The sequence below is a fragment of the Klebsiella sp. CSG-1 genome (assembly GCF_056521145.1).
This window is the reverse complement of sequence record NZ_JBWNLD010000008.1, coordinates 14,108-34,361: the sequence shown is the minus strand read 5'-3', so window position 1 is coordinate 34,361 and position 20,254 is coordinate 14,108. Positions and strand designations below refer to the sequence as shown.

Genomic DNA, 20,254 nt, shown 5'->3' with positions numbered 1-20,254 from the left:
TGATGACAAATCCTTGATGTCTACAGTGAAATCCGGCGACGGGTCGGTACGCACACGATTTGTGTAGCGGGTTACAATTATAACCCTTAATGCTAGCGTTGCCCGGCGATAGCGTCTACGTTCAAATTGTCTGAAATCAAAAAATTACCGTTAATGGCTTTTAAGCCCGATGCCTATTACTCCAAAAGGGGAGCGTCTCTTTTATTGATTCCGCGCATCCTGTATGATGCGCTCAGACTAACCTTAGCAACGCTGGTACTACTCCCTCACAATGACCCTTTTAGCTCTTGGCATTAATCACAAAACAGCCCCGGTCGCGCTGCGAGAACGCGTAACGTTTTCGCCGGACACGCTCGATAAGGCGCTGGAGAGCTTGCTGGCTCAGCCAATGGTGCAGGGCGGTGTGGTGCTGTCGACCTGTAACCGTACGGAGCTGTATCTCAGCGTTGAGGAACAGGATAATCTGCAGGAAGCGCTCATCCGCTGGCTGTGTGATTACCACCATCTTAATGAAGAAGACCTGCGTAAAAGTCTGTACTGGCATCAGGATAATGATGCGGTCAGCCATCTGATGCGCGTCGCCAGCGGTCTTGATTCGCTGGTGCTTGGCGAACCACAGATTCTGGGACAGGTGAAAAAAGCCTTCGCCGATTCCAGCCGCGGTCACCTCAACGTCAGCGAACTGGAGCGGATGTTCCAGAAGTCGTTCTCGGTGGCAAAACGCGTGCGCACCGAAACCGATATCGGCGCCAGCGCGGTCTCCGTGGCTTTCGCCGCCTGTACGCTGGCGCGACAAATCTTCGAATCCCTTGCAAGCGTGACGGTGCTGCTGGTCGGTGCCGGGGAAACCATCGAACTGGTGGCGCGTCATCTGCGTGAACACAACGTGCGCAATATGGTGATTGCTAACCGTACCCGCGAGCGTGCGCAGGCTCTGGCCGAGGAAGTCGGTGCGGAGGTTATCGCCCTGAGCGATATCGACGAGCGACTAAAAGAGGCCGACATCATCATCAGTTCGACCGCCAGCCCGCTGCCGATTATCGGCAAGGGGATGGTGGAGCGTGCGCTGAAGGCGCGGCGTAATCAGCCGATGCTGCTGGTTGATATCGCGGTGCCTCGCGATGTCGAACCCGAAGTGGGTAAGCTGGCGAACGCCTATCTGTACAGCGTAGACGATCTGCAAAACATCATTCAGCATAACCTGGCGCAGCGTAAAGCCGCGGCGGTACAAGCGGAAACGATCGTCGAGCAGGAAACCAGCGAATTTATGGCCTGGCTGCGAGCCCAGAGCGCCAGCGAGACTATCCGCGAATATCGTTCCCAGTCCGAGCAGGTCCGTGAGGAGCTGACGGCGAAAGCGCTGGCTGCGCTGGAGCAGGGCGGCGATGCGCAGGAAATCATGCAGGATCTGGCGCGCAAGCTGACCAATCGCCTGATCCACGCACCAACCAAATCTCTTCAGCAGGCAGCCCGTGACGGGGATGATGAACGCCTGCATATTCTGCGCAACAGCCTCGGGCTGGAATAGCGCACATTTCTCTTTTTTCAGGACAGGGTGAATTCACGCCTATGAAGCCTTCTATTGTTGCCAAACTGGAAGCTCTGTACGAACGCCATGAGGAAGTTCAGGCGCTGCTGGGTGATGCTGCGACCATCGCCGATCAGGATCGATTCCGCGCGCTGTCGCGGGAATATGCGCAGCTGAGCGACGTGGCGCGCTGCTATACCGAATGGCGCCAGGTGCAGGACGATATCGAAACTGCGCAGATGATGCTCGACGATGCGGAAATGCGCGAAATGGCGCAGGAAGAACTGCGCGACGCGAAAGCGAAAAGCGAAGAGATGGAGCAACAGCTGCAGGTGCTGCTGCTGCCGAAGGATCCGGATGATGAACGCAACGCCTTTGTCGAAGTCCGCGCCGGTACCGGCGGTGATGAAGCGGCGCTGTTTGCCGGCGATCTGTTCCGGATGTACAGCCGTTACGCCGAATCCCGCCGCTGGCGCGTGGAGATCATGAGCGCCAACGAAGGCGAACATGGCGGTTATAAAGAGGTGATTGCCAAAATCAGCGGCGATGGCGTGTATGGCCGTCTGAAATTTGAGTCCGGCGGTCATCGCGTACAGCGCGTGCCGGCCACCGAATCCCAGGGCCGTATTCACACCTCCGCCTGTACCGTGGCGGTGATGCCGGAGCTGCCGGAAGCCGAAATGCCGGATATTAACCCCGGCGATTTGCGGATTGATACTTTCCGCTCCTCCGGGGCCGGCGGTCAGCACGTTAACACCACCGATTCGGCGATCCGTATTACCCACTTACCGACCGGGATAGTGGTGGAGTGCCAGGACGAACGTTCGCAGCACAAAAACAAAGCCAAAGCGCTGTCGGTACTCGGTGCGCGTATTCGCGCCGCGGAAATCGCTAAGCGTCAGCAGGCGGAAGCCTCAACCCGGCGTAACCTGCTGGGCAGCGGCGATCGCAGCGATCGTAACCGCACCTATAACTTCCCGCAGGGCCGCGTGACCGACCACCGTATCAACCTGACCCTCTATCGTCTGGACGAAGCGATGGAAGGGAAACTGGATATGCTGATTGAGCCGATTGTGCAGGAATATCAGGCCGATCAGCTGGCCGCGCTTTCCGAGCAGGAATGATGACCTTTCAACAGTGGCTGGCGCAGGCGATTGCCCGACTGAGCGCGAGTGAAAGCCCGCGACGCGACGCCGAGATCCTGTTAGGGCACGTGACCGGCCGGGCGCGGACCTGGCTTCTCGCCTTCGGTGAAACGGTGCTGACCGGGGAACAGCAGGCGCAGCTGGAGACGCTGCTGAGCCGCCGCCAGCGCGGCGAGCCGATAGCCCACCTGGTGGGCGAGCGTGAGTTCTGGTCGTTGCCGCTGCTGGTTTCCCCCGCAACGCTTATTCCGCGCCCGGATACCGAATGCCTCGTCGAGCAGGCGCTGGCGCGGCTGCCGGCTACGCCGTGCCGGATTCTGGATTTAGGTACCGGCACCGGCGCGATCGCCCTGGCGTTAGCCAGTGAACGCCCGGACTGTCAGGTAACGGCGGTGGATTTCATGCCCGATGCGGCGGCATTAGCCGCGCGTAACGCTGAGCGCCTTGCCATCACTAACGTCAGCGTGCTGCAAAGCCACTGGTTCAGCGCGCTGGCCGGGCAGCGGTTCGCCATGATTGTCAGCAACCCGCCCTATATCGACGAAGCCGATCCGCATCTTGAGCAGGGCGATGTTCGTTTTGAGCCAAAAACGGCGCTGGTTGCCGCCGATAACGGTCTGGCCGACCTCGCGCATATCATCCGGGAAGGACGCCGTTTCCTGACGCCCGACGGACTGATGCTGCTGGAACACGGCTGGAAGCAGGGGGACGCGGTACGGGCGCTGTTCCGTGAAGCGGGTTACCACGATGTGACGACCTGCCGTGACTACGGCGATAATGACCGCCTGACGACAGGGCGGTTTTCCGGCATGGAGAAAGCTGGCATATGAATCTGTTTAGCGCGGTGCTGTATCTGCATATAGCGTGTGTGGTGGTTTCCGTCAGTTTATTTACGTTGCGCTACTGGTGGACCTACAGCGGCAATGCCCGGCTGAACCAGCGCTGGGTGCGTATTGCGCCGCACTGCAGCGACACGCTGTTATTTCTGAGCGGCGCAGGATTAATGGCCATAACGCACTATCTGCCTTTCACTGAAGACGGCTCATGGCTGACTGAAAAGCTGTTTGGCGTTATTATTTACATCGCATTGGGTTTTATCGCGCTGGGCCGTCGTCGCCCGCGCAGCCAACAGAGTCGGTTTATTGCCTTTCTGTTGGCTTTGGTGGTGTTGTTCATCATCATACAACTCGCCATTACAAGAACACCGTTACTGGGGTAAGTCATGAGGTCATTAGCTGATTTCGAATTTAATAAAGCGCCATTGTGCGATGGCATGGTCCTCATTTCTGAATTAATCCGCGACGATTTTCCGACGCACTATGTGCAGGATGAACTGGAGCGGCTGCTGGGGCTGGCGCAGGAGGAAATTGCCTCCTCCTGGGATCAGGAGCGTCAGCTGGAGCGGCTGCTGGAGCTGTTCTACCATGAGTGGGGCTTTCGCGATTCCCACGGCGTTTACCGGCTGTCTGATGCTTTGTGGATCGACAAAGTCCTGATTAATCGTCAGGGGAGCGCGGCGTCATTAGGGGCTATCGTGCTGTGGATTGCCCAGCGCCTGTCGCTGCCGCTGGTGCCGGTTATCTTCCCGACGCAGCTGCTGCTGCGCGCCGACCCGGAAACCAGCGAAGAGATGTGGCTGATTAACCCGTTCAACGGTGAAACGCTCAACGAACACACGCTGGAAGTCTGGCTGAAGGGCAATATTAGTCCGGTTGCCGAGCTGTTCAACGAGGATCTCGACGAGGCGGATAACGCCGAAGTGATCCACAAGCTGCTCGACACCTTAAAATCGGCGCTGATGGAAGAGCGGCAGATGGAGCTGGCCCTGCGTGCCAGCGAAGCGCTGCTGCAGTTTAATCCGGAAGATCCGTACGAGATTCGCGACCGCGGGCTGATCTACGCCCAGCTTGATTGCGATCATGTTGCGCTGCTGGATTTGAGCTATTTCGTCGAACAGTGTCCGGAGGACCCGATCAGCGAAATGATCCGCGCGCAAATTAACACCATTTCGCATAAACAAATTACTCTTCACTAATCTGGAATGAATCCGGTTACACCCTGATAAGGCGATCTTATGAAACAAAAAGTGGTTAGCATTGGTGATATCAACGTAGCAAACGACCTGCCTTTCGTCCTGTTTGGTGGGATGAACGTGCTGGAATCCCGCGATCTCGCGATGCGCATCTGCGAACACTATGTGACCGTCACGCAGAAGCTGGGCATTCCTTACGTGTTCAAAGCCTCTTTTGATAAAGCCAACCGTTCTTCCATTCACTCCTATCGGGGGCCGGGTCTGGAAGAAGGGATGAAAATTTTCCAGGAGCTGAAGCAGACCTTCGGCGTGAAAATCATCACCGACGTTCATGAAGCAAGCCAGGCGCAGCCGGTTGCTGACGTGGTTGACGTTATCCAGCTGCCAGCTTTCCTGGCGCGCCAGACCGATCTGGTTGAAGCGATGGCGAAAACCGGCGCGGTGATCAACGTGAAGAAACCGCAGTTTGTCAGCCCGGGCCAGATGGGTAACATCGTCGACAAGTTTATCGAAGGCGGTAACGACAAAGTTATCCTCTGCGATCGCGGGGCGAACTTCGGCTATGACAACCTGGTTGTCGACATGCTGGGCTTTGGCGTGATGAAGAAAGTGTCCAACAACTCGCCGGTTATCTTCGATGTGACCCATGCGCTGCAGTGTCGCGACCCGTTTGGCGCCGCGTCCAGCGGTCGTCGTGCTCAGGTGACCGAGCTGGCGCGTGCCGGTATGGCAACTGGCCTGGCAGGGCTGTTCCTCGAAGCGCATCCGGACCCGGAACATGCGAAATGCGACGGCCCGTCCGCGCTGCCGCTGGCTAAACTGGAGCCGTTCCTGAAGCAGATCAAAGCGATTGACGATCTGGTGAAGAACTTTGAAGAGCTGGATACCAGCAACTAATTCAGCGCGCCTGAATGCGAAAAGCCTGCCCGTTGTAAAACCGGCAGGCTTTTTTTATGCGTCAGTAACGGTGAACAACGCTCCCCCGGCCGACGCAACGGCGCCGGGGGAGAGCGGTCAGGCAAAAATGGTCATCAGATAAGCGGCGAAGAGCGCCAGGTGCGCGGCGCCGTTCAGCACATTGGTGCGCCCGGTAGAGAAGGAGATCTGGCACAACAGCAGCGAGGCGACCATCACAATCATTTCCGGTGCGCCAAGACCAAATTGCAGCTCATTGCCGGTTAAGAAGGCGATTAAGGTGACCACCGGTACGGTCAGCGAAATCGTCGCCAGCACCGAACCGAAGAACAGGTTCATCGCGCGCTGCACCTGATTGTTAAGTACCGCTTTCAATGCGCCGAGCCCTTCCGGCGAGAGGATCAGCAGCGCGACCAGGAAGCCGGTAAAGGCCACCGGCGCGTTCATGCTGGTCAGCAGCGTCTCAAGCGGGTTCGCATTCATCTTAGTGACCGCGATAACGGCGACCAGGTGAATTAACAGCCACGTGGTGTGCCAGGCGCTGCTGTGGGCGGACGGTTTGCCGTGATGCGGGTCGTCGTCGTCGCCGTCGTCTTCATGCTCATAAATAAACAGGCTCTGGTGGGTTTTGGTCTGAATCAACAGAAACACGCCGTACATGGCAGCGGAAATCAGCGCTACCAGCAGCGCCTGCCCGGTGCTGAAATTCGCGCCCGGTAGCGCCATCGGAAAGACCAGCACAATAATCGCCAGCGGGAACAGGGCGATGAGATACTGCTTGATACCAAACAAATTCATGTACTGGGTGGCGAATTTACGCCCGCCCAGCAGCAGAGAAAAGCCGACCAGACCGCCGGTGACAATCATAATGATTGAATAGAGCGTATCGCGCATCAGCGTCGGGGCCGCGTCGCCGGTTGCCATTAAGGCAGAAATCAGGCTGACTTCAAGAATCACCACGGAAAGACTTAAAATTAACGAACCGTACGGCTCGCCGAGGCGGTGGGCGAGAACGTCCGCGTGGCGTACAACGCTGAATGCGCTACACAGAATGCCCACTAAGGCCAGAATGTTAATGCCAATGACCGCTGGCAGTGACTGACTACTTCCGAAGAAGATAAGCACCGCCAGCGCCAGAATCGGGAAAACAAGCGATGTCTCCTTGTGGCGGGTTTTCACCGCCTCATGTACATGCGTCATGAACCATCTCCATTTATGCAGGTGTTATAATTATAGATACCGTAAGTAGATAAAATAACAGACATTTTGCTATCTGAATTGTTTTTTTACTTAAATTTACGGCTATTGGTAACTAATGCCATGAAATTGTCATAACTTATCATTATTTCAATTTTGTATTTATTATTCAGATAATTACTAAAAATACTTATGGCTTATACTTCGCCTTGAAAGCCCTCAATCAGCGTCCCAGACTTATATTTTCACCACCATTCGGAGGTGCATATGCCTTATCGCAGTAAACAAGCGTTACCCGATAGCGTCCAGCACGTGTTGCCGGCCCATGCCCAGGAGATCTATAAAGAAGCGTTTAATAGCGCCTGGGAGCAGTATAAGCATAAAGCGGACCGGCGGGACGACGCCAGCCGTGAAGAGACGGCGCATAAGGTCGCCTGGGCTGCGGTCAAGAATGACTATCAAAAAGGGGACGATGATAAGTGGCATAAGAAAAAATAATCGCTCCTGCTGCCTCATCTGCTGCTCCGCGCCTTGCCAGCGTGTCGTTCATTGCTTATTGTCGGTGAAAGCTGGATAATAATTCGGCAATATTTCACGGATGCCATCAGATAATCGCCGGGAAGCGGGCAGTGGCGGAGGTAGTAGACAGTGTTAACACGTGATTTCTTAATCAATGCGGATTGTAAGACGGCGTTTGGTGCTATTGAGGAATCGCTTCTCTGGTCGGCAGAGCAACGGGCCGCATCCCTGGCGGCAACGTTGGCCTGTCGTCCGGATGCCGGCTCAGTATGGATTTTTGGCTACGGTTCGCTGATGTGGAACCCGGCTCTTGAGTATCGCGAAACCTGTACCGGTACGCTTCCGGGCTGGCATCGCGCCTTCTGCCTGCGGCTGACCGCCGGGCGGGGCAGCGCCTGCCAGCCGGGGCGCATGCTGGCGCTGAAAGAGGGCGGGCGTACCACCGGCGTGGCCTATCGACTCCCTGATGAGACGCTGGAAGATGAGCTGACGCTGCTGTGGAAGCGGGAGATGATCACCGGTTGCTATATGCCGACCTGGTGTAAGCTGGATCTCGATGACGGGCGGACGGTGAACGCGCTGGTGTTTATTATGGATCCTCGCCATCCGCTGTTCGAACCGGATACCCGCGCCCAGGTCATTGCGCCGCTGATCGCCAAAGCCAGCGGGCCGCTCGGCACGAATGCCCAGTACCTGTTCTCCCTGGATCAGGAACTACGCAAACTCGGTATGCACGATGATTGTCTTGACGATCTTGTCGGGACAGTACGGACGCTGCTGGGAGAAAACAGCCAGCCGGGGCTGGCCTGAAAAATGCCCGGGCTATCCCGGGCAGGTGCTATCAGGCGGGAACGTAGCTAATGGAGTGCTCCAGTGACTGGCTGTGGCTATCGATCAGTACGTTCCAGGTGCCGTTATACGGCACGGTCAGATAGGCGCTGTCGCGATCCTGGACGCTCAGAATATCCGCATGGCTGTCGCCGGCAGCCTTCGCGCTCATCAGGTGAATATGGCAGCGTTCAGAACAACGAACCACCAGCGTATCACCGCCAAACAACATCAAACTTGCTTTAACCATTGCCATTTATCTACCCCGTTGTTGTCTGTCTACAGCATCCTGCCTGCTCAATCCCGCGCGTGATATTGTTCACACTTTACTCATGGCATAACACCAAATGGGGGGCAGACGAATGCTGATTTTGATCAAAAAAAGGGATAAAGATTAAACAAAAATGATGTTCTTCCTGAAAGCATTCAGCTGACATATCTTTTCGATTAACAAACGCGGCCTCGGTGATATTAAATCCCGCCAGAGGCCCTTTCTTCAGAAGGTCAGGATTTTATCGGCCGCCAGCGTCCACTGCGCCAGCTCCACCAGAGTACCAATCTCCACGCCGTCAATCAGCGGCAGCGCGGTGATACCGCGGCCATCGGTGCAGGTTTTGCACAATTTCACCGGGACATTCTGGGCGGTGAGGATCTCCAGCATTTGCTGAATGTTATAGCCTTCCGCCGGCTTCTGTCCTCGCAGGCCAGCCGTCACCGCGTCAGACATTAAAAACAGCTTCAGATCGAGTTCAGACTGCTGTTCACGCAGGGCAATCGCCAGGCGCAGGCTATTGAACAGCGATTCGCTACCGTAGGCGGCGCCGTTGGCGATAATCACAATACTTTGCATAAGGACTCCTTGGTATAAGGCACGGTTATTGCTTGTGGTTAAAGTATAAAGCGTTGACCCGGGAGGGGGTATGAATAATACGGCTGGCATCACGCCTGAGGCCAACAGGTGGTTTCATCGCGCGCGGCAGCTGCAAAAAGAGCAGCTACGCCAGCTGGCGCAGCAGGGGACGTTGGCAAGCCGGATAAGCGCGCTGGTACACATGCTACAGTGCGAACGCGGTGCGTCCAACCTTTGGCTCTGCTCCGCTGGACGGCTCTATGCCGCGGAGTGCCGGGCGGGCTCGGCGCTGGTGGATGAGCAGCTTATCGCCTTTCGCGAGGCGCTGGAAGCGGTGCGGGAGTGCGCCAGCGGCGCGCTGTGCTGGCGGATTGCCAGCGCACTCTGGTATCTGGAACAGTTGTTGACGCTGCGCGACGCCGTGCGCGGCCGCGCTATCATCGCCGAAGAGGCGACAAACCAGTTTAGTCGTATTATCCGCCACTTATTAAATATTGTCCCGCAGCTCAACGACAGCATTGACGACCCGCAAATTGCCGGGCGCATGGTGGCGCTCTACAGCTTTATGCAGGGGAAAGAGCTGGTGGGGCAGGAGCGCGCGCTGGGGGCATCCGGCTTTGCCCGCGGTCAGTTTAGCGATGAGCTTCGTCAGCTGCTGGTGGACAGAATCGATGGTCAGCAGCCCTGTTTTGACAGTTTCCAGGCGCTGGCGGAGGTGCCGCAGACCACGCTGTTTATGACTCAATGCCAGGCCAGTCTGGAAATTGAGCAGCTGCGGCGGATCGCCTGTACCCGACAGCCCCCGGCGGATGAGGGGGAGACGGCGTTGCGTTGGTTTTGCGCCCAAACGCAGCGTCTGGAGCAGATGCGCGGTCTGGAAGAGCGGCTGATTGACGACCTGTTGAGCGTCGCCGATAAACTGCTCAGCGGCGAAGCGCCGCCCGCCATCTGGCCGGAGGAAGAGGGGGACGACGGCATCGCGCGCCGTCTCGACAAACAGCTGCTGCCGCTGGTTCGCCAGCAGGCCTTCGAGCTCCAGCAGCTCTCCGGGCAACTGGCCTCACTAAAAGATACGCTCGAAGAGCGCAAGCTGATTGAAAAAGCGAAAAGCGTGCTGATGGATCATCAGGGAATGCAGGAAGAACAGGCCTGGCAGACGTTGCGGAAAATGGCGATGGATAAGAACCAGAGGATGGTGGAAATCGCCCGTGCGCTGCTGACGGTAAAGGCGTTGTGGTCCATAACTCCAAAGGAGTAGATGCACGATGGTTGGGCAAAGGCTGCCTGTCAGCGGTGCAATTAGCGGGGGGAAGCCGCCCCGCGCAAAGTGGAAAACGGCTTAATACCGCGTCTGTGAACATTGGCATCTGTTTTGCAATATCCTGCAGACAACGGTTAACGCGTTAAATCGTTCAGTAAACAATTTTGGGCAACAGGCCAACGGCGGTTTGTGTGTCCAGGGATAAAGGCGTCCTGCAGTGCATCAGCACTGTCGGGCGCTTTTTTTTTGCGTGTTCTGGAGCGGGTATGGGCGATAAATTTTCGATTTCACGACGGCATTTTTTACAGGCAGGCGCCGCGCTGGGCGGGGCGATGTTGTTGCCCGGCGTGATGCAGGCCGCATGGGCGGCAGGATCCGATAAGCCGGAGCAATCTACCGTGCGGGTCGGATTTATTCCGCTGACGGACTGCGCGCCGATCACGATCGCGTCGCTGAAAGGGTTCGATAAAAAATATGGCATTACCCTGGTACCGACCAAAGAGGCGAGCTGGGCGGCGGTGCGCGACAAGCTGATCGCCGGTGAACTCGATGCGGCACACATTCTCTACGGCCTGCTGTATGGCCTCGAACTGGGGATCGCCGGCAAGCCGCACTCAATGGCAAACCTGATGACCCTCAACCGCAATGGTCAGGCGATAACGCTCTCCAGCGACCTGCGGGAGAAAGGGGTGACCGACCTCGGCGGGTTGAAACGGCTGATTGGCCAGAGCGCGCCGGGCAGCTACACCTTTGCCCACACCTTTCCCACCGGGACGCACGCCATGTGGCTCTATTACTGGCTGGCCAGCGGCGGCATCGACCCGTTTGCGGACGTCCGCACCGTGGTGGTGCCGCCGCCGCAAATGGTGATGAACATGCGCATCGGCAACATGGTTGGCTTTTGCGTCGGTGAACCGTGGAACGCGCGGGCGATCAACGACCGTATCGGTTTTACCGCGACCACCTCGCAGGCTATCTGGCCGGAACACCCGGAAAAAATTCTCGGTACCCGCAGTGAATGGGTCGAACGCAATCCGAATACCGCCCGCGCGCTGGTCGCTGCGGTGCTGGATGCGGCGCGCTGGATTGACGCCTCGGAAGAGAACAAACGGGAGACGGCGCGCATTCTGGCGAAGCGCGCCTGGCTGAATACCAAAGAGCAGTATCTCACCGGGCGGATGCTCGGGGAGTACGACAACGGGCTGGGACGCCGCTGGCAGGACGCGCACCCGATTCGCTTTTACGACCAGGGGGAGGTGAGTTTTCCGTGGCTGTCGGACGGGATGTGGTTTTTAACCCAGTTCCGCCGCTGGGGATTACTGAAAACGGCCCCGGATTATCAGGCGGTGGCCCGGCGCATTAACCGCATAGACGTCTGGAAAGAGGCGGCGCAGGCGGTGGGCGGCATCTCGACACCGGCTGCGCACATGCGCAGCAGCACATTGATAGACGGTACGGTCTGGACGGGGGCCGATCCGGAAGGTTACGCCCGCGGCTTCGCGATTCAACGTAAGGGGGCATGAAATGAAACACGCGCACAGTACGCAACCTGTTATTGCCACAGAAAAAACGCCGGGCGAAGTGATTGTCCTGCCACCGGTACAGGTCCGGCGTCCGACGCCGCCCGTCAGGCGCTGGCTACGTGAAACCGTACAGCGACTCCTGCCACCCCTGCTCGGGCTGGGGCTGCTTTTGCTCTGCTGGCAGCTGGCGGCGATCAACGGCAAGGGCTTTCCGACCCCGCTGAGTACGTTCGATTCCGCGCTGACCCTGTTTGCCGATCCTTTCTATCAGGACGGGCCAAACGACATGGGCATCGGCTGGAACGTGCTGGCCTCGCTGCAACGGGTGGCGGTGGGCTTCGGGTTGGCGGCGCTGGTGGGTATTCCGCTGGGCTTTTTGATCGGCCGCTCGCTGTTCTTTGCCCGCATGTTTAATCCGCTGATTGCGCTGCTGCGTCCGGTCAGTCCGCTGGCGTGGCTGCCTATTGGCCTGCTGCTGTTCCAGAAGGCGGAGCCGGCTTCGAGCTGGACCATTTTTATCTGCTCTATCTGGCCGATGGTGATTAACACCGCCGAAGGCGTACGCCGCATTCCGCAGGATTATCTCAACGTGGCTCGCGTCTTACAGCTTTCGGAGTGGACGGTGATGCGGCGCATTCTCTTCCCGGCGGTGCTGCCCGCGGTGCTGACCGGCGTGCGTCTCTCGATTGGCATTGCCTGGCTGGTGATCGTCGCTGCTGAAATGCTGACCGGCGGTCTGGGGATCGGTTTCTGGATCTGGAACGAATGGAACAACCTCAACGTGGAAAACATCATCATCGCCATCGTCATTATCGGCGTCGTCGGCCTGCTGCTGGAGCAGGGGCTGATGCTGATCGCTCGTCGCTTCAGCTGGCAAGAAAAATAGGGGAATCGCTATGAAACCATTAATTCAGGTGCAGGCCGTCAGCCAGCGCTTCAATACCGCCAGCGGCGAATTTCTGGCCCTGCAAAACGTCTCTTTCGACATTTATGAAGGGGAGACCGTCAGCCTGATTGGCCACTCAGGATGCGGTAAATCAACGCTGCTGAACCTGATTGCCGGCATTACCTTACCCACGGAAGGCGGGCTGCTGTGCGATAACCGCGAAATCGCCGGACCGGGCCCCGAGCGTGCGGTGGTCTTTCAGAACCACTCCCTGCTGCCGTGGCTGACCTGCTTTGACAATGTGGCGCTGGCGGTCGACCAGGTTTTTCGCCGCACCATGAGCAAAGCCGAGCGCAAGGAGTGGATCGAACACAACCTGGATCGGGTGCAAATGGGCCACGCGCTGCACAAGCGTCCGGGGGAGATCTCCGGCGGCATGAAGCAGCGGGTAGGGATTGCCAGAGCGCTGGCGATGAAGCCGAAGGTGCTGCTGCTGGATGAACCGTTTGGCGCGCTCGACGCCTTGACCCGTGCCCATTTGCAGGATGCGGTGATGCAGATTCAGCAGGCGCTGAACACCACCATCGTGATGATTACCCACGATGTCGATGAAGCGGTGCTGCTCTCTGACCGCGTCATGATGATGACCAACGGCCCGGCGGCGACGGTGGGAGAGATTCTCGCCATCGACCTGCCCCGGCCGCGCAATCGTGTCCAGTTGGCGGATGACAGCCGTTATCACCACCTGCGCCAGCAGATTCTCCATTTCCTCTACGAAAAACAGCCGAAGGCGGCGTAAGGGGCGGCGATGAAGCGGCGACTGGTGATTATCGGCAATGGTATGGCGGCCACCCGGCTGGCGGAGACGCTGGTGGCGCGGGGGGGCGACAAATTTCAGATAGTGATTATCGGGGATGAACCCTGGCAGGCCTATAACCGTATCCAGCTGTCACCGGTACTGGGCGGGGAAAAAACGCTGGCGCAAACGCGGCTGCTGCCAGAGGAGTGGTATCACCAGCACGGCGTAACGGTTCGCCGTGACGAATCGGTGCTGGCGGTGGAGATGTCGACGCGAACGCTGCGCACCGCGCGAGGCGAGCTCTGCTGGGATGAGCTGATTTTCGCCACCGGTTCACAGGCTTTCATCCCGCCGCTGCCCGGTGTGGCGCAGCCGCACGTCTACGCGTTTCGCACCTTTGCCGATGTGGCCGCCATTCTGGCAACCGACGGTCCGGCGGTCGTCATCGGCGGCGGGGTGCTCGGCGTCGAGGCTGCGGCTGCGTTACGACGTCATGGTGACAATGTCACTTTACTGCATCGCGGCGAGCGGCTGATGGAACAGCAAACCGATACCTTTGCTGGCCAGCAGCTACAGCAACAGCTGGAGGAGCGAGGGATTCAGTGCGTCACGGGCTGCGGGATTGCCGCGATTCGCGAGCATGACGTTGTGCTGGAGGATGGTCGGGCATTTGCCGCCAGTCGCGTGGTGCTGGCGACCGGCGTGCGCCCCAACATTCAGCTGGCGCAGCGTAGCGGCCTGGCGTGTCGGCGCGGCATTGTTGTTGACCGTCAGCTGGCTACAGCGCTGCCGGGGGTTAGCGCCCTTGGCGAATGCTGCGAAATTGACGGTCAGACCTGGGGACTGGTGGCGCCTTGTCTGCGCCAGGCTGAGGTGCTGGCCGGGCGGCTATGCGGCGTGCCGGAGGCGGATTTTCACTGGCAGGATAGCGGTACCCGCCTGAAAGTCACCGGGATCGCGCTGTTCAGCGCCGGCGAGTCGCAGGCCGGTGACCACGATGAGATCTGGACCAGCTGGGACCCGCTGGCCCGCCACTACCGCCGCCTGCTGGTCCGCGACGGCAAGCTACAGGGTGTTTTACTGCTGGGCGACTGCGCAAATGCCGCGCCGCTCACCGCGCTGCTGGCTACCCACGCGCAGCCAGACTGGCTTTTTGATCCTTCTTCAACGCAGCCGCGCGCTGCAGGTGAATTTTCTATGACAAAACCTGTTTTGGTGCTGGTCGGACACGGCATGGTCGGCCACCATTTTCTTGAGCAATGCGTCAGCCGTAACCTGCATCAACAGTTTCGGATCGTGGTGTTTGGCGAAGAGCGTTACGCCGCCTACGACCGGGTGCATTTATCAGAATATTTCGCCGGCCGTAGCGCGGAGTCGCTGTCGCTGGTGGACGGCGATTTCTTCGCCCGGCACGGCATCGAACTGCGGCTGTCTGAGACGATTGCGGCCATTGACCGCGAAGCGCGGGTGGTACGTGATACCTGCGGGCATGAAACCCATTGGGATAAACTGGTGTTGGCGACCGGCTCGTATCCCTTCGTTCCGCCGGTACCGGGTCACGATCTGGAGGGCTGTTTCGTCTACCGCACCCTCGATGACCTGGACCGTATTGCCGCCTGCGCCAGCAGCGCAAAACGCGGGGTGGTGATTGGCGGCGGCCTGCTGGGGCTGGAGGCCGCCAACGCGCTCAGGCAGCTGGGGCTGGAAACCCACGTGGTGGAGTTTGCGCCGAATCTGATGGCGGTCCAGCTGGATAGCCAGGGTGCCGCAATGCTGCGGGAGAAAATCCATGATATTGGCGTCGGTGTCCACACCAGCAAGACGACTCAGAGTATTGCGCGCTGTGATGATGGCCTGGTGCTGAACTTCGCCGATGGCGAATCGCTGGCTACCGATATGGTGGTCTTTTCCGCCGGTATTCGTCCGCAGGATACGCTGGCGCGCGGCAGCGGGCTGACGGTGGGAGAACGCGGCGGGATCGTCATCGACAATCAGTGCCGCACCTCCGATCCGCAGGTGCTGGCGATTGGCGAATGCGCCCTGTGGCAGAACAAAATCTATGGCCTGGTGGCGCCGGGCTATCAGATGGCGAGAGCGGCGGCGGCAATGCTGGCTGGAGAAGAGGCGAGTTTCAGCGGCGCCGATATGAGCACCAAACTGAAACTGCTAGGGATCGATGTGGCCTCTTTCGGCGACGCCCAGGGGCGTACGCCCGGAAGCCAGAGCTACCAGTGGACCGACGGTCCCGGGCAAATCTACAAGAAAATCGTCGTCAGCCAGGATGGTAAAACGCTGCTGGGTGGGGTGCTGGTGGGCGACGCCAGCGATTACGCCACGCTGCTGCAAATGATGTTGAACGCGATGGCGCTGCCCGCGCGCCCGGAAAGCCTGATTCTGCCGACGCTGGAGGGGAGCACGGCAAAAGCGCTGGGAGTGGCGGCGCTGCCGGACAGCGCGCAGATCTGCTCGTGCCACAACGTCACTAAAGGTGATATCTGCCAGGCGGTCAGCGCTGGCGCCAGCGATATCCCGGCGATAAAAAGCGGTACCCGGGCGGCGACCGGCTGCGGCGGATGCAGCGCGCTGGTCAAGCAGGTGATGGAATATCAGCTCTCGGCGCAGGGCGTTGAAGTGAAAAAAGATATCTGCGAACACTTCCCGTGGTCGCGTCAGGAGATCTACCACCTCGTGCGCGTGAACCATATCCGCACCTTTGATCAACTGATGAGTCGTTACGGTCAGGGGCATGGCTGCGAAATCTGTAAACCGCTGGTGGCTTCGGTTCTGGCCTCCTGCTGGAATGAGTACCTGCTGAAACCGGCGCATTTGCCGCTCCAGGACACCAATGATCGCTACTTCGCCAATATTCAGAAAGATGGCACCTATTCCGTGGTCCCGCGTATGGCGGCAGGCGAAGTGACGCCGGACGGGCTGATTGCCATCGGACAGATTGCCAAACGCTACCAGCTGTATAGCAAAATTACCGGTGGCCAGCGGATCGATCTGTTTGGCGCCCGGCTCGAAGAACTGCCGGCTATCTGGCGCGAGCTGGCGGAGGCTGGCTTTGAAACCGGTCACGCCTACGGTAAGTCGCTGCGGACGGTGAAATCCTGCGTCGGCTCGACCTGGTGTCGCTACGGTGTCCAGGACTCGACGGCGCTGGCGGTCACCCTTGAGCATCGTTACAAGGGACTGCGTGCGCCGCACAAGATCAAAATGGCGGTCTCCGGCTGTACCCGCGAATGCGCCGAGGCGCAGGGGAAAGATATCGGGGTGATTGCCACGGAAAAAGGCTGGAATCTTTACGTCTGCGGCAACGGCGGTATGAAGCCGCGACATGGCGATCTGTTTGCCAGCGATATCGACGACGCGACGCTGATCCGCACGGTGGACCGCTTGCTGATGTTCTATATCCGCACTGCCGACCGGCTGCAGCGAACCAGTACCTGGATGGATAACCTCGAAGGCGGAATCGACTACCTGCGCGAGGTGATCCTCGAAGACAGCCTTGGGATCGGCGAAGAGCTGGAGCAGGAGATGGCGCGGGTGGTGGCGAGCTACCAGTGCGAATGGCAGACCACGCTGAACGATCCGCAGCGGCTGGCGCTGTTCCGGTCATATGTTAACAGCGATCGACCGGATGACGCCGTGCAGCGGCACATGTTGCGCGGTCAGCCGCAGCCGGTCGCCGCAGCGGTACGCTGCGAAGGTGAGGTGTCGACCCGTCCATGGCAGGCCATTTGCGATCTGGAGGCCATTCCCGCGCAGGCCGGGATTGGCGCGCGGCTGGGCGAGCGCCAGATTGCGCTGTTTCGTTTTGGTGAACAGGTTTATGCCCTCGACAACCTGGAACCCGGTAGCGACGCCAACGTGCTGTCGCGCGGCATACTGGGCGATGCCGGCGGGGAGCCGATTGTCATTTCGCCGCTGTATAAACACCGTATCCGGCTGCGCGACGGGCGTCCCTGCGATGGCGGTGAACCGATGGTCCGCGCCTGGCCGGTGAGGATCGAAAACGGCACGGTATGGGTAGGGAATCAGCTTCTGCTGGCGCGTGCGGAGGCCTCCTGATGGATGAAATCCGAACGACCTGCCCCTATTGCGGAGTGGGCTGCGGCGTGCTGGCGCGAAAGGAGGAAAATGGCCTGGTCAGCGTGCGCGGCGATGAGCGCCATCCGGCAAACCTGGGACGCCTGTGCGTAAAGGGCGCGGCGCTCGGAGAAACCACCGGCCTTGAGGGGCGATTGCTGAGGCCTGAGCTGGAGGGGGAACCGGTCAGCTGGTCACGGGCGCTGGCGGCCGCCGGCAGCCGACTGCGGCAAATCATTGAGCAGCATGGGCCGCAGGCGGTGGCGTTTTACGCCTCCGGACAGCTGCTCACCGAGGATTACTACGCGGCGAATAAACTGATGAAGGGATTTATCGGCGCCGCCAATATCGATACCAATTCCCGGCTCTGTATGTCCTCGGCGGTGACCGGATACAAGCGCGCCTTTGGCGCCGACGTGGTGCCGTGTAGCTACGAGGATGTGGAAAACAGCGATCTGGTGGTGCTGGTGGGCTCAAATGCCGCCTGGGCGCATCCGGTGCTGTATCAGCGGCTGGTTCAGGCGAAACGTGATAATCCGCAGATGAAAGTGGTGGTGATTGATCCGCGTCGAACCGCCACCTGCGATATTGCCGATAGCCACCTGGCGGTTGCGCCCGGCAGCGATGGCGGGCTGTTTGTCGGCTTACTGCGGGCGATTGCCGAGGCCGACGCGCTGACGGGCGATTTTCGCGACCAGTCGCAGGCGCTGGCCGCCGCCGCAGCCTGGGATACGGCGCAGGTGGCCGAATTCTGCGGGCTGGAGGTGGAGCAGGTCGCCGGGTTCTATCGCGATTTCATCGCCGCGCCGCGAGCGATAACGCTCTACACCATGGGAATCAATCAGTCGGCCAGCGGTAGCGACAAGTGTAATGCCATTATTAACGTCCACCTGGCCTGTGGGAAATACGGCCGTTCGGGCTGCGGGCCGTTTTCGCTGACCGGACAGCCAAATGCGATGGGCGGCCGTGAGGTGGGGGGGCTGGCAACGATGCTGGCCGCCCATATGAATTTTGAGCCGCAGGATCTGCAGCGCCTCGCGCGTTTCTGGGGGACCGAGCGGCTGGCGCAGACGCCGGGGCTGACGGCGGTGGAACTGTTTGCCGCCATCGGTCGCGGTGAGGTGAAAGCGGTGTGGATTATGGGGACCAACCCGGTGGTGTCGCTGCCGGACAGTCTTGCCGTCAGCCAGGCGCTGGCCGGGTGTCCGTTGGTGATCGTTTCCGATGTGAGCGCCCGGACGGATACGGCAGCATTGGCTCATATTCGTTTCCCGGCGCTGGCGTGGGGAGAAAAAAATGGCACCGTCACCAACTCGGAACGACGTATTTCCCGCCAGCGCAGCTTTCTGCCGCCGCCAGGCGAAGCCAAAGCCGACTGGTGGATAATCGCTCGCATGGCCGAACAGCTCGGCTTTGGCGCGGCCTTTGCCTGGCGCCATCCGCACGAGATTTTTAGCGAGCATGCTGCGCTTTCGGGGTTTGAAAATAACGGCCAGCGGGCGTTCGATATCGGTGGGCTGGCGGATCTCAGCCGTGAGGCGTGGGATAAGCTGGCGCCGGTTCGCTGGCCGGTCAGCCGCAGCGGCGCCGGTCTCGATTTACAGCAGGGCTGGCACGGCGATGGCAAATTGCGCATGGTGCCGGTGACGCCCCAGACCACGCGCGCCGCGACCGACGCCTTTTATCCGCTGATCCTCAATAGCGGCCGCATTCGCGATCAGTGGCATACCATGACCCGTACCGGTAGCGTGCCGCGCCTGATGCAGCATATTGCCGAACCGATCGTGGAGATCGCGCCAGCGGATGCCCGACGCCTGCAGCTGCGCGAGGGAGAACTGGCGCGAATCTGGTCGCGCAATGGGCTGATGGTGGCCAAAACGGTGGTCAGCCGCGGGCAGCGCCCCGGCTCGCTGTTTGTGCCGATGCACTGGAATAATCAGTTTGCCCGACGGGGAAGGGTCAACGACCTGCTGTCGGCGATAACGGATCCCTGGTCCGGACAACCGGAGAGCAAACAGGTGGCGGTGGCGATTGCACCCTGGCGCCCCGCCTGGCAGGGGGAGCTGTTTTGTCGCCAGCCGGTTCCGCTGCCCGCATCGGTCCACTGGCGTCGGCGGGCGACGTCGGGCGTGAGCCATCTCTCTTTAGCCGGAGAACACCATCCGCAGGAATGGTTAACCGACTGGTGTCGTCAGCAGGGGTGGCAGATGCAAACGGCACAGGCCGGGGCGCGATGGAGCCTGCTGGCCTGGCATGAGGGAACGCTGATGTTGGGCTGGTGGAGCCATCTTTGCGAGCCGGAAATCGATGTCGGGTGGATCGCCGACGCGTTTCGCTCTCCGCCGCAGACGCCCTCGCAGCGCCACGCGCTGCTCGGCGGGAAAAAAAGCGGCGAGACGGCCCCTGCGGGGCGGATCGTCTGCAGCTGCTTTAGCATCGGTGAACGGGCCATCAGCGAGGCTATCGCCCGCGGCTGTCGTACGCCCGGCGAGCTGGGGGCGGCGCTCAAATGCGGTACCAACTGCGGCTCTTGTATTCCCGAGCTCAAAGCGTTGCTGGCAGAGGAGCAGACGCGGGCATGAGGTTCGGGTTATTCCTGGAATGGTCATTGGGGCTATGGGAACGGGAAAAAAACGGTAAACTTAAAGACTGTCATCGTCCTTCGTGAGCCAATGTAACCCA

At 59.5% G+C, this 20,254-nt stretch carries 17 protein-coding genes; 14 read left to right on the top strand and 3 right to left on the bottom strand.

Translation table 11 applies throughout. From position 1 onward, the window contains the following. The first annotated feature begins 271 nt into the window (after positions 1 to 271). The 6 genes from hemA to kdsA are packed head-to-tail and all read left to right on the top strand — an operon-like array spanning position 272 to position 5,602. A complete protein-coding gene (gene hemA / locus AC007G_RS18925; protein ID WP_032699456.1) occupies positions 272 to 1,528 on the top strand; it encodes a glutamyl-tRNA reductase in 1,257 nt (418 codons plus the stop codon). A 41-nt stretch (positions 1,529 to 1,569) separates the two neighbouring features. Beyond that, a complete protein-coding gene (gene prfA / locus AC007G_RS18920; RefSeq protein ID WP_004863527.1) occupies positions 1,570 to 2,652 on the top strand; it encodes a peptide chain release factor 1 in 1,083 nt (360 codons plus the stop codon). Beyond that, positions 2,652 to 3,503: a peptide chain release factor N(5)-glutamine methyltransferase gene (gene prmC / locus AC007G_RS18915; protein ID WP_046852282.1), complete on the top strand. Its 852-nt coding sequence runs from the start codon at positions 2,652 to 2,654 to the stop codon at positions 3,501 to 3,503. Before prfA ends, prmC begins: the two co-directional genes overlap by 1 nt. Further along, entirely contained in the window at positions 3,500 to 3,892 is a 393-nt protein-coding gene (gene sirB2 / locus AC007G_RS18910) for an invasion regulator SirB2 (protein ID WP_004863518.1), read from the top strand. Before prmC ends, sirB2 begins: the two co-directional genes overlap by 4 nt. A 3-nt stretch (positions 3,893 to 3,895) precedes the next feature. Further along, positions 3,896 to 4,708, top strand: a complete 813-nt coding sequence (gene sirB1 / locus AC007G_RS18905) for an invasion regulator SirB1 (RefSeq protein ID WP_032687101.1) — start codon at positions 3,896 to 3,898, stop codon at positions 4,706 to 4,708. Between the two features lie 39 nt (positions 4,709 to 4,747). After that, entirely contained in the window at positions 4,748 to 5,602 is an 855-nt protein-coding gene (kdsA, locus tag AC007G_RS18900; RefSeq protein ID WP_004863512.1) for a 3-deoxy-8-phosphooctulonate synthase, read from the top strand. Positions 5,603 to 5,719: 117 nt separating this feature from the next. Here the strand turns inward: kdsA and chaA are convergent, their stop codons facing one another. Further along, positions 5,720 to 6,820: a sodium-potassium/proton antiporter ChaA gene (gene chaA, locus AC007G_RS18895; protein ID WP_064793260.1), complete on the bottom strand. Its 1,101-nt coding sequence runs from the start codon at positions 6,818 to 6,820 to the stop codon at positions 5,720 to 5,722. Positions 6,821 to 7,084: 264 nt separating this feature from the next. Here chaA and chaB point away from each other — a divergent pair, with 264 nt between their 5' ends. Together chaB and AC007G_RS18885 are read left to right on the top strand one after the other, a co-directional pair. Further along, positions 7,085 to 7,315, top strand: coding sequence for a putative cation transport regulator ChaB (gene chaB, locus AC007G_RS18890; protein WP_032697401.1), 231 nt, complete (start codon positions 7,085 to 7,087; stop codon positions 7,313 to 7,315). Positions 7,316 to 7,465: 150 nt separating this feature from the next. Continuing rightward, a complete protein-coding gene (locus AC007G_RS18885; RefSeq protein WP_032697400.1) occupies positions 7,466 to 8,146 on the top strand; it encodes a gamma-glutamylcyclotransferase in 681 nt (226 codons plus the stop codon). 31 nt (positions 8,147 to 8,177) lie between these two features. Here AC007G_RS18885 and AC007G_RS18880 read toward each other — a convergent pair whose 3' ends face one another. Together AC007G_RS18880 and AC007G_RS18875 are read right to left on the bottom strand one after the other, a co-directional pair. Next, positions 8,178 to 8,420 (bottom strand): DUF1883 domain-containing protein, encoded by a 243-nt coding sequence (locus tag AC007G_RS18880; protein ID WP_004863495.1) that lies wholly within the window; start codon positions 8,418 to 8,420, stop codon positions 8,178 to 8,180. A 240-nt stretch (positions 8,421 to 8,660) separates the two neighbouring features. Continuing rightward, the gene (locus AC007G_RS18875) at positions 8,661 to 9,014 is read right to left on the bottom strand and encodes a DsrE/DsrF/TusD sulfur relay family protein (RefSeq protein WP_032687103.1); all 354 of its coding nucleotides are present in this window, start codon (positions 9,012 to 9,014) and stop codon (positions 8,661 to 8,663) included. Between the two features lie 70 nt (positions 9,015 to 9,084). Here AC007G_RS18875 and nasR point away from each other — a divergent pair, with 70 nt between their 5' ends. The 6 genes from nasR (at position 9,085) to AC007G_RS18845 (ending at position 20,154) form a co-directional block, all read left to right on the top strand. Next, a complete protein-coding gene (gene nasR / locus AC007G_RS18870) occupies positions 9,085 to 10,272 on the top strand; it encodes a nitrate regulatory protein NasR (protein ID WP_046852283.1) in 1,188 nt (395 codons plus the stop codon). 269 nt (positions 10,273 to 10,541) lie between these two features. Continuing rightward, on the top strand, positions 10,542 to 11,798 hold the full coding sequence (locus tag AC007G_RS18865; RefSeq protein WP_142630656.1) for an ABC transporter substrate-binding protein: 1,257 nt from the start codon (positions 10,542 to 10,544) through the stop codon (positions 11,796 to 11,798). Between the two features lies 1 nt (position 11,799). After that, positions 11,800 to 12,684 carry a nitrate ABC transporter permease gene (gene ntrB / locus AC007G_RS18860; protein ID WP_094898101.1) on the top strand — a complete coding sequence of 295 codons (885 nt, stop codon included), beginning with the start codon at positions 11,800 to 11,802 and terminating at the stop codon, positions 12,682 to 12,684. A 10-nt stretch (positions 12,685 to 12,694) separates the two neighbouring features. Next, positions 12,695 to 13,483, top strand: a complete 789-nt coding sequence (locus tag AC007G_RS18855; RefSeq protein WP_032687107.1) for an ABC transporter ATP-binding protein — start codon at positions 12,695 to 12,697, stop codon at positions 13,481 to 13,483. 9 nt (positions 13,484 to 13,492) lie between these two features. Further along, complete coding sequence (gene nirB / locus AC007G_RS18850; RefSeq protein WP_142630657.1) at positions 13,493 to 17,554, top strand: nitrite reductase large subunit NirB; 4,062 nt, start codon at positions 13,493 to 13,495, stop codon at positions 17,552 to 17,554. Beyond that, positions 17,554 to 20,154 carry a nitrate reductase gene (locus AC007G_RS18845; RefSeq protein ID WP_032687108.1) on the top strand — a complete coding sequence of 867 codons (2,601 nt, stop codon included), beginning with the start codon at positions 17,554 to 17,556 and terminating at the stop codon, positions 20,152 to 20,154. The genes nirB and AC007G_RS18845 overlap by 1 nt, the downstream gene beginning before the upstream one ends. The last annotated feature ends 100 nt before the right edge of the window (positions 20,155 to 20,254 follow it).

Coding starts and splice junctions, on each gene's coding strand:
- chaA (WP_064793260.1), bottom strand. CDS start 6,820: ATGACGCATGTACATGAGGCGGTGAAAACCCGCCACAAGGAGACATCG.
- nirB (WP_142630657.1), top strand. CDS start 13,493: ATGAAGCGGCGACTGGTGATTATCGGCAATGGTATGGCGGCCACCCGG.
- prmC (WP_046852282.1), top strand. CDS start 2,652: ATGACCTTTCAACAGTGGCTGGCGCAGGCGATTGCCCGACTGAGCGCG.
- chaB (WP_032697401.1), top strand. CDS start 7,085: ATGCCTTATCGCAGTAAACAAGCGTTACCCGATAGCGTCCAGCACGTG.
- AC007G_RS18875 (WP_032687103.1), bottom strand. CDS start 9,014: ATGCAAAGTATTGTGATTATCGCCAACGGCGCCGCCTACGGTAGCGAA.
- AC007G_RS18880 (WP_004863495.1), bottom strand. CDS start 8,420: ATGGCAATGGTTAAAGCAAGTTTGATGTTGTTTGGCGGTGATACGCTG.
- nasR (WP_046852283.1), top strand. CDS start 9,085: ATGAATAATACGGCTGGCATCACGCCTGAGGCCAACAGGTGGTTTCAT.
- sirB2 (WP_004863518.1), top strand. CDS start 3,500: ATGAATCTGTTTAGCGCGGTGCTGTATCTGCATATAGCGTGTGTGGTG.
- hemA (WP_032699456.1), top strand. CDS start 272: ATGACCCTTTTAGCTCTTGGCATTAATCACAAAACAGCCCCGGTCGCG.
- sirB1 (WP_032687101.1), top strand. CDS start 3,896: ATGAGGTCATTAGCTGATTTCGAATTTAATAAAGCGCCATTGTGCGAT.
- ntrB (WP_094898101.1), top strand. CDS start 11,800: ATGAAACACGCGCACAGTACGCAACCTGTTATTGCCACAGAAAAAACG.
- AC007G_RS18865 (WP_142630656.1), top strand. CDS start 10,542: ATGGGCGATAAATTTTCGATTTCACGACGGCATTTTTTACAGGCAGGC.
- AC007G_RS18845 (WP_032687108.1), top strand. CDS start 17,554: ATGGATGAAATCCGAACGACCTGCCCCTATTGCGGAGTGGGCTGCGGC.
- kdsA (WP_004863512.1), top strand. CDS start 4,748: ATGAAACAAAAAGTGGTTAGCATTGGTGATATCAACGTAGCAAACGAC.
- AC007G_RS18855 (WP_032687107.1), top strand. CDS start 12,695: ATGAAACCATTAATTCAGGTGCAGGCCGTCAGCCAGCGCTTCAATACC.
- prfA (WP_004863527.1), top strand. CDS start 1,570: ATGAAGCCTTCTATTGTTGCCAAACTGGAAGCTCTGTACGAACGCCAT.